This is a genomic window from Rhodanobacter sp. FW106-PBR-R2A-1-15 (genome assembly GCF_058789735.1).
Genome location: NZ_JBYTEM010000051.1, coordinates 1 through 11,540 on the forward strand (window position 1 = coordinate 1; position 11,540 = coordinate 11,540).

The 11,540-nt window shown below is 68.3% G+C and carries 11 protein-coding genes; 6 read left to right on the forward strand and 5 right to left on the reverse strand.

Annotated elements, in window-relative coordinates:
• The first annotated feature begins 142 nt into the window (after positions 1 to 142).
• From AC3WTD_RS18135 to AC3WTD_RS18150, 4 genes are all read left to right on the forward strand, one after another.
• Positions 143 to 559, forward strand: coding sequence for a cupin domain-containing protein (locus AC3WTD_RS18135; protein ID WP_492614615.1), 417 nt, complete (start codon positions 143 to 145; stop codon positions 557 to 559).
• A gap of 21 nt (positions 560 to 580) precedes the next feature.
• Positions 581 to 1,030, forward strand: a complete 450-nt coding sequence (locus AC3WTD_RS18140; RefSeq protein WP_492614622.1) for a carboxymuconolactone decarboxylase family protein — start codon at positions 581 to 583, stop codon at positions 1,028 to 1,030.
• A 315-nt stretch (positions 1,031 to 1,345) separates the two neighbouring features.
• The gene (locus AC3WTD_RS18145; RefSeq protein WP_492614616.1) at positions 1,346 to 2,851 is read left to right on the forward strand and encodes an AlkA N-terminal domain-containing protein; all 1,506 of its coding nucleotides are present in this window, start codon (positions 1,346 to 1,348) and stop codon (positions 2,849 to 2,851) included.
• On the forward strand, positions 2,848 to 3,360 hold the full coding sequence (locus AC3WTD_RS18150) for a methylated-DNA--[protein]-cysteine S-methyltransferase (RefSeq protein ID WP_492614617.1): 513 nt from the start codon (positions 2,848 to 2,850) through the stop codon (positions 3,358 to 3,360). Before AC3WTD_RS18145 ends, AC3WTD_RS18150 begins: the two co-directional genes overlap by 4 nt.
• 125 nt (positions 3,361 to 3,485) lie before the next feature.
• Here the strand turns inward: AC3WTD_RS18150 and AC3WTD_RS18155 are convergent, their stop codons facing one another.
• Positions 3,486 to 3,896, reverse strand: coding sequence for a hypothetical protein (locus AC3WTD_RS18155; RefSeq protein WP_027491874.1), 411 nt, complete (start codon positions 3,894 to 3,896; stop codon positions 3,486 to 3,488).
• A 51-nt stretch (positions 3,897 to 3,947) separates the two neighbouring features.
• Here AC3WTD_RS18155 and AC3WTD_RS18160 point away from each other — a divergent pair, with 51 nt between their 5' ends.
• Positions 3,948 to 5,231, forward strand: coding sequence for an alkaline phosphatase family protein (locus AC3WTD_RS18160; protein WP_492614618.1), 1,284 nt, complete (start codon positions 3,948 to 3,950; stop codon positions 5,229 to 5,231).
• Positions 5,232 to 5,318: 87 nt separating this feature from the next.
• Here the strand turns inward: AC3WTD_RS18160 and AC3WTD_RS18165 are convergent, their stop codons facing one another.
• From AC3WTD_RS18165 to AC3WTD_RS18180, 4 genes are all read right to left on the reverse strand, one after another.
• Entirely contained in the window at positions 5,319 to 6,566 is a 1,248-nt protein-coding gene (locus AC3WTD_RS18165) for an MFS transporter (protein ID WP_492614619.1), read from the reverse strand.
• Positions 6,567 to 6,646: 80 nt separating this feature from the next.
• Entirely contained in the window at positions 6,647 to 6,910 is a 264-nt protein-coding gene (locus AC3WTD_RS18170; RefSeq protein ID WP_235642212.1) for a hypothetical protein, read from the reverse strand.
• Positions 6,911 to 7,289: 379 nt separating this feature from the next.
• Positions 7,290 to 7,694, reverse strand: coding sequence for a DoxX family protein (locus AC3WTD_RS18175; protein WP_027491871.1), 405 nt, complete (start codon positions 7,692 to 7,694; stop codon positions 7,290 to 7,292).
• 153 nt (positions 7,695 to 7,847) lie between these two features.
• Positions 7,848 to 9,278, reverse strand: a complete 1,431-nt coding sequence (locus AC3WTD_RS18180; RefSeq protein WP_492614620.1) for a formimidoylglutamate deiminase — start codon at positions 9,276 to 9,278, stop codon at positions 7,848 to 7,850.
• Between the two features lie 93 nt (positions 9,279 to 9,371).
• Here AC3WTD_RS18180 and AC3WTD_RS18185 point away from each other — a divergent pair, with 93 nt between their 5' ends.
• Positions 9,372 to 10,931 (forward strand): GNAT family N-acetyltransferase, encoded by a 1,560-nt coding sequence (locus AC3WTD_RS18185; protein ID WP_492614621.1) that lies wholly within the window; start codon positions 9,372 to 9,374, stop codon positions 10,929 to 10,931.
• Positions 10,932 to 11,540: the final 609 nt, after the last annotated feature.

Genomic DNA, 11,540 nt, shown 5'->3' on the forward strand with positions numbered 1-11,540 from the left:
GGGGTCAAAAAACAACCGACGACGCACGGGTTGATCCGGTTAGACCGGTTTCAGCGGGAATTTTGCAAGCGGCTCATTCTTGGTTCTTTTTTGTGAACCAAACCAAGCGTAGGATGCGTCGCATTCACCAGGAGTCCCCTCTATGAGAACCAAGGCCATTTTCGCCACCCTGCTCGCCATCGCCGCGCTGTCGCTCACGGCCGCAGCGAGTGCACATGCGCCGGGCGAAACCGTCGCGCCGAATTTTTCGCACGCGATCTCCAATATCCCGGGCAAGTCCCTCGTCGCCGTCGAAGTGCTCTACCGCCCGGGCGAAGCGTCGCAACCGCATATCCACGCGAAGTCGGCCTTCATCTACGCCTATGTCGTATCGGGTGCGATCGAAAGCCAGGTCGACGATGGGCCCGCGCGGGTCTACACGGCGGGCCAGAGTTTCTATGAAGAGCCCGGCGCGCATCATCGGATAAGCCGCAATGCGAGCAAGTCCGCCCCTGCCAAGTTGCTCGCCGTGTTCATCGTCGACACCAGCGACACGCGCCTGACAACCCCGCAAAACTAGGCAGGCTCCAGGTCACAACGCATCGATTACACGAAGGTTTCCCCGGCCGGAGTCAAGGCGCTCGGTGGCGTCTACGGCTACGTCGCGCAGTCCGGCGTGGATACGCGGCTGATCGATCTGGTCTATCTGCGGGTAAGCCAGATCAATGGCTGCGCATACCGCCTGGACCTGCATGCACGGGCCCTGATCAAGGAGGGGGTGACCGGCGAGAAACTTGCACTGCTCCAGGCCTGGCGCGAAGCCGGCGAGCTGTTCGACGTGGAAGAAAGAGCAGCCGTCGCCTGGGCCGAGTCGGCAACGCAAGTGGCGCGAACGGGTGTGCCCGACGACGACTTCCAGAGGGCGGCCGAAGTACTCGGCGAGAAGGAACTGGTCGACCTGACCATCGCCATCGGCCTGATGAATGCCTACAACCGGCTCGCGATAAGTTTTCGCAGGCCACCTGAAGCAGCCCGCATGGCGGGCGATTGATCGACTCGCGCCGCGGGAGTCCGGCACGACCGACGCAAGTCACGGTGAAGGTTGTCCGGCAAACACCAGGACCGAGATACCCGCGCGGATCCGGACACGGTTGCGCCGTACGTAGTGTGGGCCGGCGCGCCGTACGAGCACCTGATGGCGCGGTCAAGCAAGGCACTGCAGCGAAGCACGCGCGACGCTTGCGTGGATCGCCCACGCGAACTGACGTCCTGGCCGTTGAAACCGCCGCCCTGACCGGCCCGTTCGCGCAACATGGATGTCCGAAAACGGCGAGTCACGCCGTCGCCGTGGTGCTAGCCTGCACCCATGAAAGAACCGCCTGCCCTGCCCGCCCCGCATGTCTGCGAACAGGCGCGACTCAGCCGCGACGCGCGCTTCGACGGGCTGTTCTTCACCGCGGTGAGCAGCACCGGCATCTATTGCCGGCCGGTATGCCCGGCGCCGACACCGAAGCGCGAGAACGTGCATTACTACGCGAACGCGGCTGCCGCGGAAGCGGCCGGCTTCCGGCCGTGCCTGCGTTGCCGGCCGGAACTGGCGCCGGGCAACGAACAGTGGCAGCGCGGCGACCATGTGGTGGCGCGCGCGTTGAAGCTGATCGAGGCCGGCGCGCTGGCGGAACAGTCGCTGGACGCACTGGCCGCACGCGTCGGCATCGGTGCGCGGCAACTGCGCCGGCTGTTCGTCGAGCGCGTCGGCGCAGCGCCGATCAGCGTGCACACGACGCGGCGGCTGCTGTTCGCGAAACAACTGCTGACGGAAACGGCGCTGCCGGTGACGGAAGTCGCGCTCGCGTCCGGCTTCCGCAGCCTGCGCCGCTTCAACGCGGCGTTCGCGCAGGCGAACCGCATCGCGCCGCGCGAGCTGCGTCGGCACCCGCACGCAGCGGCCGGTACGGCGCTGCTGCTGCGGCTCGGCTACCGGCCGCCGTACGATTTTCCGAGGCTGCTCGCGTTCCTGCGCACGCGCGCGCTGCCGGGCGTGGAACTTGTCGACGAGCGCAGCTATGCGCGCGTGTTCGGTCCGGCGGATGCACCGGGCTGGTTGCGCCTGAGCGCGTGGCCCGGTGGCGAACATGCGCTGCAGCTGCAACTGCATTGTCCGCAGCCGACGCGGCTGCTCGGCGTGGTGACGACGCTGCGGCGCATGTTCGACCTGGACGCGAACCCGCAGGCGATCACGGACACGTTCGGCCGCGACGCCGTGCTCGGCCCGCTGGTCGCCCGCCACCCCGGCCTGCGCCTGCCCGGCGGCTGGGACGGTTTCGAGATCGCGGTGCGCGCGATCCTCGGCCAGCAAGTCAGCGTGGCGGCGGCGCGCACGCTGGCGACACGCATCGTGCAACGCTGGGGTGAGCCGTTGCCGGCGGCGCCGCTGCCGGGACTGGAGCGGTTGTTCCCGACGCCGGCAGCGCTGGCGCAGGCGGACCTGCGCGAGATCGGCCTGACCGCGGCGCGCGCCGCGACGGTCAGCACCATGGCGCAGGCGCTGCTGGACGGCCGCGTGGATTTCAGCGCGGGGCAATCGCTGGATGCGTTCGTGTCGCGCTGGGTCGTGCTGCCCGGCATCGGCGAATGGACGGCGCACTACATCGCGATGCGCGCGCTGGGCGCGCCGGACGCGTTCCCGGCGGCGGACCTGATCCTGCGCCGCGAGGCGGCGACGGATGCTGTGCCGCTCAGCACGAAAGCGCTGACCGCGTGTGCGAACGCGTGGCGCCCGTGGCGCGCGTACGCCGTCATCCATCTGTGGCGCAGTGCATCGGAAGCACCGTCGCCGGCACGCCGGAAAAAACCAGAGGCGATCGCATGACGAACCTGCCCGACACGATCTACTACGACGAAATGACCAGCCCGGTCGGCACGCTGCGCCTGGTCGCGGACAGCCACGGCCTGCGCGAGATCTGGTTCGAGCGCGAACGCCATCCGAAGCAGGCGCATCCGGGCTGGGCCCGCGCAGCCGCACCGCTGAAGTTCGCCCGCGTGCAGCTGCAGGAATACTTCGCCGGTGAGCGCCAGCACTTCGAACTGCCGCTGCATCCCGTCGGCACGCCGTTCCAGCTGGAGGTGTGGCACGAACTGGGGCGGATTCCGTACGGCGCCACCATCAGCTACGGCGAACTGGCCCGGCGCATCGACAAGCCGCTGGCGGTGCGCGCGGTCGGCGCCGCGAACGGGCGCAACCCGCTGCCGATCGTGCTGCCGTGCCATCGGGTGATCGGCGCGAACGGCAGCCTCACCGGCTTCGGCGGCGGCCTGCCGACGAAGCGTTACCTGCTGGACCTGGAACAGCGCATCGCGCACGGCGACCTGTTCGGCTGACGCGCGACGCTTGCCGCTTCCTGCAGGGCGGGCACTACCCGCCAGCTCTTGCCTTCTCGTTGTGTTGTCGCGACAAGGCGAAAGCGGCAGGCACTGCCCGCCCTACGCGATGGTTTGGTTGAACGTCAGCCGCCGCTGCGCGCGACTGCCGGCAGTGCCTGCGGCACCACCCGGGGCAGGTTCGACGTATCGCGCTCACGGTCGAGCAGATCCTGTTGCCGGGCGCGATCGCGCTCGCGTTGCGCCTGGTCGGCCTGATCGAGTCGCCGGCGGCCGCGTGCGTCCGCCGGGAGCTTCGCCTTGTCCGACACGCCCTGGCGAAGCTGCTGCTGCAGCTGGCTCTTCTGCAATTCGTCGCGCACGTGCTGCTGTTGCGCGTCCTGCTGGAAGCGCACGCTCGGCGGCACCGGCCGGATCACCGGCTGCGTGCCGGACTGCTGCCAGGCACACGCGGCGCCCAGCGGAGCGAGCGCGAGTACACCCACCAACAGCGTGCGTAGAAACGGGGGGTGCCAGGCGGGATGTGAAATGGTCATGATGGTGCGCAATCATGCAGGATGGTTTGAGCACATCGTAAGGTTCCCTGCATGAAAATCCTGTTTCGCCTGCTGCTGTGTTCACTGGCAGCATTAAGCTACGGCTGTGCCACGCAACGCCCCACCACGCCGGCAGTCACCCTCGCCGCGCCGGCCAGCAAACCCGCCCCCCTGCTGCTGATCTCGATCGACGGCTACCGTCATGACTATCTGCAGCGCGGGCTCAGCCCGACTCTGGCGATGCTGGCGCAAGGCGGCGTGCAAGCCGCCTCGATGCAACCGGCGTTCCCTTCGCTGACGTTCCCGAACCACTACACCCTCGTCACCGGCCTCACCCCGGACCATCACGGCGTGGTCAACAACACCATGTTCGATCCGCGACTGGGCAAGTTCTCGCTGGGCAACCGCGAGGCGGTCAGCAACGGCCGCTGGTGGGCCGAAAGCACGCCGATCTGGGAAACGGCGGACCGGCACGGCGTGCGCACCGCCACCATGTTCTGGCCCGGCTCGGAGGCGGACATCCACGGCCATCATCCGGATTACTGGAAGCCGTTCGACGGCAGCGTGACCGCCGACCAGCGGGTGGACCAGGTGCTGGCGTGGCTGGACCTGCCGGATGCCGAACGGCCCGGCTTCCTCACCCTGTACTTCGACGAGGTCGATCACGCCGGCCATGTCTACGGCCCGGACACGACGCAGGTGAACACCGCGCTGCGCGGCACCGACGCGGCGCTGGCCCGGCTGGTGGACGGTCTGAAGCAACGCGGCCTGTTCGACCACATCAACCTGATCGTGTTGTCCGACCACGGCATGGCCGGCGTGCCGGAAGCGAACAGCGTGATGATCGACAAACTGGTCCCGCTCGACCAGGTGCAGATGGTCAACATGGGCATCCTGGCCGGCTTCAACCCGACGTCGGACAGCGCCGCGGCGCGCGCGGACTTCGCGAAGGTCGAACAGACCCTGGAGCAGCCGCACCCGCACATGCAGTGCTGGGACAAGACCCGCGTGCCGGCGCGGCTGGCCTACGGCAGGAATCCGCGCGTGCCGCAGCTGCTGTGCCTGGCGAACGTGCACTGGCGCATCACCACCAGCGATTACGCGGCCAAGCGCAAGGGCCGCCTGAGCCTGGGCGAGCACGGCTACGACAATACCGAACCGCTGATGCAGGCGCTGTTCGTGGCGCACGGCCCCGCGTTCCGCGTCGGCGCAAAGCTGCCGGCATTTCCGAATGTGGATGTCTACCCGCTGATGACCCACCTGCTCGGCCTGCCCGCCGCCGCGAACGACGGCGACTACGAGGCGGTGAAGGGCATGCTCAAGGCCGGGATTTGAGATTCGGGATTCGGGATTCGGAAGAGCACCCCATCGCCAGCTTCGGCTTTTCCGAATCCCGAATCCCCAACTTCCGAATCCCGGCTCCTACGGCATCGCGCCCCGGCTCATCGGCGTGGGCGGCGTCGCCACGTTCACCAGCGGCGGCAGGCGGAACAGTCGCAGCGCGATCAGCAAGCCGGCCAGCACCAGCGCGCCGGTGAACAACACCACGCCGTTCCAGCCGTGCGATGCATAGAACAACCCTCCACTGGCGCCGGCGATGCTGGAACCCATGTAGTAGCAGAACAGGTAGACCGACGCGGCCTGCGCCTTCGCCGTGCCGGCGCGCCGGCCGACCCAGCTGCTGACGATGGAGTGGCCGCCGAAGAAGCCGAACGTGATCGCCACGATACCCAGCATGACCAGCGGCAGCGGCCGCGCCACAGTTAGTGCCACGCCGGCCAGCATCAGCGCGAACGCCGTCCACAACACCTTGCGCCGCCCGAGCTTGCCCGCCAGGTGCCCCATCCACGCCGAGCTGAACGTGCCGATCAGATAGATGGCGAAGATCGACCCCACCACCGCCTGGCTCAGCCCGTACGGCGGCGCCATCAGCCGGTAGCCGAGGTAGTTGTAGACGGTGACGAACGCGCCGAGCAGCAGGAAGCCCTCGACGAACAGCCACGGCAGGCCGCGGTCGCGGAACATGCCGGCGAAGCGCCCCAGCAAGCTGCGCCAGCGCAGCGGCCGTGCCGTGAAATGCCGCGACGGCGGCAACAAGCGCCAGAACACCAGCGCGGCCACCACGCCGATCACGCCGACCACCGCCACGCCGATGCGCCAGCCGAAGAAGTCGGCCAGCACGCCGCTGATCAGCCGCCCGCCCATGCCACCGACCGCGCTGCCACTGATGTACAGGCCCATGCCCAGGCCGATCGACTCCGCGTCCATCTCTTCGCCGAGATACGTCATCGCCACCGCCGGCAGGCCGCTCAGGGTCAGCCCGAGCAGCGTACGCACCACGAGCAGCGAGCCCCAGGTCGGCATCGCCGCGCTGGCCAGCACCAGCAGCGCCGAGGCCAGCAGCGAGGCCACCATCACCGACTTGCGCCCCAGCGCGTCGGACACGCCGCCGGCGAACAGCATCGCGAACGCCAGCACGCCAGTCGTGAGCGACAGCGACAGCGCCGCCCCCGCCTCGCTCACCCCATAGTCGTGACTGAACTGCGGCATCAGCGGCTGCACGCAGTACAGCAGCCCGAAGGTGGCCAGCCCCGCCGCGAACAGCGCGAGGTTGGTGCGGCGGAACGCGGGCGTGCCGTGGTGGACAAGCCCGTCTGCAGGATCGGTCATCGGCTCGCTTTTCAATCCGGAGCACGCGACGCCCCGACCCCGCCGAGTGTAGCTCGCGCCGGTGCCCCAGCCTTGCCGGGCTAGGCGGCTTGCGGCGAACGGCGCCGAACCCCGCGGGCGAAGAACGCCACGATCAGGCCGAACAGGCACATCGCCAGCAGGTTCTCGACGAACGAGAGCGCGGTGAAATGCGGCTTCGCCGCCGCGGACAGCGGCACCACCACGTACTCCATCACCACGAACACCACCACCCCATAAAGCAGGCCGGCAGTGATCCAGCGCCGGCCCAGCCAGGCCATCCGCCCGGCGGCGAACACGAAGATCGCCGCAATCAGCAGCGACATCGCCCACTGCAGCAGCAGGCCCAGCGCCGCGACCGGCAGGCCGCCCTGGAACGCGGCCCGGCCGAGCAGGCCGCTAGCGATCGCACGCAGGATGACGAGCGGGTCGACCCGGTGATCAGCGCCGCGGCAAGGACGTCGAGCGAACCGGCGACGAGGCTGCGGTTGAGCACATAGGTGAGCGTGAAGAACAGCGCCGAGACCAGCGCCAATCCCACCGCGGCAGGAGCATTCGTACGCATGCGGTGCATCGGGGAAAGCGCCGAGTGTGGCAAATCGCGCCGCGCCTGCGAAGCATCCGGGCGAGCGCCACGGAGCGAAGACGAAACGCCCGCCGTTGCAGGCGGGCGTTCCGGTCAAACGATGGCGGACGAAAGCCCGCTCAGTTCCAGCGGCCGTTGCTGCCGCCGAAGCTGTAGCGGCCCGCGCCGAGCAGCATGATCGCCAGCGCGGTGCCGAGGAACATGCCCTGCAGTTCCAGCGCCCAGCCGCCGGTGTCGGCCAGCGTGGCGAGCTGGCCCATATGCACCAGCCCGATCGCGAACAGCATGTTGACCACGATGATCAGCGCACCGACCCGCGTCCAGTACCCGACCAGCAGCAGCAGCGGCGCCACCACCTCGCCCACGTACGCGCCGTAGGCTACGAACGACGGCAGGCCGGCCCCGGTCACCACGCCGAGGACATAGCCTGGCCCGTGGATCAGCTTGGACACCCCATGGAACAGGATCAGCACACCCAGCGTGATGCGAAGCACCAACTTGCCCAGATCGGCGGAACCTTGCATGGCAACTCCCCCATTGGCTGACTCGTTGAGAAAATCAGACGCCGCTCAGACACGCCGACCATCGCCGCGAAAGTCCACTGGCAGGCGATGCCTCGGACGGGAAATCGGAAAGGAATACCCGCCCCCAGGCTCCTGCCGATGAACCGGCCAGGATCAACGCAATCGTGATACTACACCACGATAACGCGCCGCAATACGTTCCTCGTCGCGATGGCGGAAACCGCGCACCTGCCAGCGCCCGCCGACCATCACGTCGCGCACCAGCGGCGTATTGCCGGCGAACAGGAAGCTGTCCAGCGCCGAGCGCGCATCGCGTGCGGCCAGCAGCGGCGAACCATCGTCCAGCACGATCAGGTCGGCGCGCGCGTCGACACGCAGTTCGCCGAGCGGTCGCCCCGCGGCCCGGGCGCCGCCGCGCAGCGCGGCGCGCCACAGCGTCTCGCCCACGCTGTCGCCCGGCTGCCGCGCGGCGATGTTGCGGTGGCGCGTGGCCAGGCGCTGGCCGTATTCCAGCCAGCGCAGTTCTTCCACCGGCGAGATCGAGATGTGCGAATCCGAGCCGATGCCGAGCGTGCCGCCGGCATCGAGATAGTCGGCCAGCGGGAACAGGCCGTCGCCCAGGTTCGCCTCGGTGGTCGGGCACAGCCCGGCCACCGCGCCGCTGTGCGCCAGCTGCGCGGTTTCCGCCGCAGTCAGGTGGGTGGCATGGACCAGGCACCAGCGCGCGTCGACCGCGGCGTGATCGAACAGCCATTCCACCGGCCGCGCGCCGCGGGTGGCCAGGCAGTCCTGCACTTCGCCGACCTGCTCGGCGATATGGATGTGAATCGGCCCGCTGGCCGCCAGCTCGCTGGTCAGCACCTCGCGCAGCGCCGGCTCCGGCACCGCGCGCAGCGAATGCAGCGCGATGCCCACGCTCACCTCGTCGCTCTGCTGCCGGCGCAGCGTTTCCAGCAGGCGCAGCCAGGCATCGACGGCGTGGCCGAAGCGGCGCTGGCGCGCACTCAGCGCACGGCCGTCGAAACCGCCGCTCATGTACAGCACCGGCAGCAGGGTCAGGCCGATGCCGGCCTCGCGCGCCGCCTCGATCAGCGCCAGCGACATCGCCTCCGGCGGCGCATACGGCGTGCCATCCGGCTGGTGGTGCAGGTAGTGGAACTCGCAGACGCTGGTGTAGCCGGCCTTGAGCATCTCCACGTAGAGCTGGGCGGCGATCGCCTGCAGTTCGTCCGGGCCGATCGTGGCGGCGAACGCGTACATCGTCTCGCGCCAGCTCCAGAAGTTGTCCTCGCTTTTTTGAGGAGTGCGGCCAGGGACGGCCGCTTTTTGATCTTCGCGATCAGGGAAGATCGCACCAGCATGTCCGCGTCGCTCGGCCAAGCCGGCCATCGCGCGCTGGAACGCGTGCGAATGCAGGTTCGGCATGCCCGGCAGCACCCAGCGACCCAACGTCTCGGCGGGCGCGCCGGTCGGCGCCAGCAGGCGCCCGTCGGCGGCCACGCCGAATACCGCATCGGCCTGCCAGCCATGCGCCTGCCACAGGTGGTCGGCCTTGAACTGGGCAATGGCGGCGCTGTCACTCATCGGTCTGGCTCCCGTGCACGATGCGCGCAGTGTAACCGGCCCCGTGAAGTCCCTTTCACCTGCGCCCGCGACCGGGCCGGGCATAATCGAGCGATGACCCGGAAGACCAGCGAAAACACCCCGAAACTGCGGCTGCGCCTGGCCACTCCAGCCGACGTGCCAGCCCTGGTCGAGCTCACTGCGCGGATCTACACGCCCGAATGGGGCCATTCCGCCGAGATGCTGCGTTCACAGCAGACGCACTTCCCGGAAGGCCAGTTCGTGGTCGAGTACGAAGGCGCGATCGTGGGCTACTGCGCCACCTTCCGCATCGACGAGGCCGCCGCGCTCAGCACCCACACCTGGATGCAGATCACCGCCGGCGGCATGGCCTCGCGGCACAAGCCGGACGGCAACTGGCTGTATGGCATGGAAGTGGTGGTGCACCCGGCCTACCGCGGCATACGCATCGGCCAGCGGCTGTACCGCGCGCGCAAGCGGCTGTGCGTCGACCTCAAGCTGCGCGGCATCGTGTTCGGCGGGCGCATCCCGGGGCTGGCGCGGAACATGGCGCGCTACGGCAGCGCCGAGGCCTACGTGCAGGCCGTGGTGGAAGGCAGGCGCCGCGATCAGACGCTGAGCTTCCAGCTGGCCAACGATTTCGAGGTGATCGGCGTGCTGCGCGCCTATGTGCCGTCCGACCACGAATCGCTGGGCTACGCCGTGCACCTGGCCTGGCGCAACCCGCAACTGCTCGACCAGCCCGACATCCCGTCGATCACCTCGGCGCGGCTGCTGCCCGACTCGGTGCGGGTGGCTTCGGTGCAGTACCAGCAGCGGCGGATCAAGTCGTTCGAGGAATTCGCCACCCAGGTCGAGTATTTCACCGACATCGCCGCCGACTACAGCGCCGACTTCGTCGCCTTCCCCGAACTGATCACCTTGCAGCTGCTGTCGATCGAGAACACCGAACTGTCGCCGGTGGAGTCGATCCGCAAGCTGAGCCAGTACACGCCGCAGGTGAAGGAACTGTTCAGCCGTCTGGCCGTCCATTACAACATCAACATCATCGCCGGCACGCACCCCACCGAGCAGGCCAACGGCGACATCCACAACGTCTGCTACGTGTGCCTGCGCGACGGTTCCATCCACGAGCGCGAGAAGCTGCACCCCACGCCGAGCGAGCGCAACGTGTGGAACATCACCGGTGGCGACAGCGCAGCTACGGTGCAGACCGACTGTGGCCCGATCGGGGTGATGATCTGCTACGACGCCGAGTTCCCCGAGGTCGCACGCTACCTGATCGACCAGGGCGCGCTGATCCTGTTCGTGCCGTTCTGCACCGACGTGCGCGAGGGCTACCTGCGCGTGCGCTACTGCGCACAGGCGCGGGCAATCGAGAACCAGTGCTACGTGGTGCTGTCGGGCAACGTGGGCAACCTGCCGGGCGTCAACAACTTCGACATCCAGTACGGCCAGAGCTGCATCCTCACGCCGAGCGACTTCCCATTCGCGCGCGACGGCATCGCCGCGGACTCCACGCCGAACATCGAGACCGTACTGTTCGCCGACCTGCGCCTGGAAAGCCTGGCCAGCGCGCGCAACGCTGGCGCCGTGCAGAACCTCAAGGACCGCCGCTTCGACCTGTACGAGACGCGCTGGCGGCCGCGCTAATCCGCCATGGTGGCTGCAGGAGCGCACCTTGTCCGCAAGGGACTTCCTTCGGTCGTGCGCGATGCTGTTGCTTTGTTCAGCGCGAAAAGGATCAAAGGCGAGAGCTTTCGTGCGCCTCCGGCGCCCGAGTCACTTTCTCTCGCTTGCCCGAGAGAAAGTAACCAAAGAGAGGGGCACCCCGCTTGGCGCTTGCCGGGCATCCTGCCCGGCAAGTCCGTGAGCCGGGGCCGGGCTTTTCGACAGGGCATCCTGCCCTGGCGAAAAGGCGTTGCCATCCCTGGCAACGCCCGCTGCGCGGCCTGTCGACCCCGACTCACCGCCGCGCAAGGGACCCCGGGTAGAGCAGCGGGCCATCGTGGCCCGCACTCGGTGGTGAAGCGAAAAGCAACAGCCACAGCAAAACGCCGCTCCGCTGTTGCCTCGCTCTTGATCTGGCTCCTCTGAAGAGTGCGCGCAGGATGCGCGCCGCTCTACCCTGGGTCCCCTCTGCAGCGGCGGGCGGGCGAAGGAAAGCCCGCAGGGTGGCCGGCAGGGATGCCGGCCAGTTTTTCGCCAGCACAGGATGTGCTGTCGAAAAACCCCGTAGCCCGCACGCGAACCTTGCGGGCA

Excerpts from the sequence above, each read along its gene's own strand:
- AC3WTD_RS18160 (WP_492614618.1), top strand. The coding sequence starts at position 3,948 with ATGAAAATCCTGTTTCGCCTGCTGCTGTGTTCACTGGCAGCATTAAGC.
- AC3WTD_RS18180 (WP_492614620.1), bottom strand. The coding sequence starts at position 9,278 with ATGAGTGACAGCGCCGCCATTGCCCAGTTCAAGGCCGACCACCTGTGG.
- AC3WTD_RS18170 (WP_235642212.1), bottom strand. The coding sequence starts at position 6,910 with ATGTCGCTGCTGATTGCGGCGATCTTCGTGTTCGCCGCCGGGCGGATG.
- AC3WTD_RS18155 (WP_027491874.1), bottom strand. The coding sequence starts at position 3,896 with ATGACCATTTCACATCCCGCCTGGCACCCCCCGTTTCTACGCACGCTG.
- AC3WTD_RS18135 (WP_492614615.1), top strand. The coding sequence starts at position 143 with ATGAGAACCAAGGCCATTTTCGCCACCCTGCTCGCCATCGCCGCGCTG.
- AC3WTD_RS18145 (WP_492614616.1), top strand. The coding sequence starts at position 1,346 with ATGAAAGAACCGCCTGCCCTGCCCGCCCCGCATGTCTGCGAACAGGCG.
- AC3WTD_RS18150 (WP_492614617.1), top strand. The coding sequence starts at position 2,848 with ATGACGAACCTGCCCGACACGATCTACTACGACGAAATGACCAGCCCG.
- AC3WTD_RS18175 (WP_027491871.1), bottom strand. The coding sequence starts at position 7,694 with ATGCAAGGTTCCGCCGATCTGGGCAAGTTGGTGCTTCGCATCACGCTG.
- AC3WTD_RS18165 (WP_492614619.1), bottom strand. The coding sequence starts at position 6,566 with ATGACCGATCCTGCAGACGGGCTTGTCCACCACGGCACGCCCGCGTTC.
- AC3WTD_RS18185 (WP_492614621.1), top strand. The coding sequence starts at position 9,372 with ATGACCCGGAAGACCAGCGAAAACACCCCGAAACTGCGGCTGCGCCTG.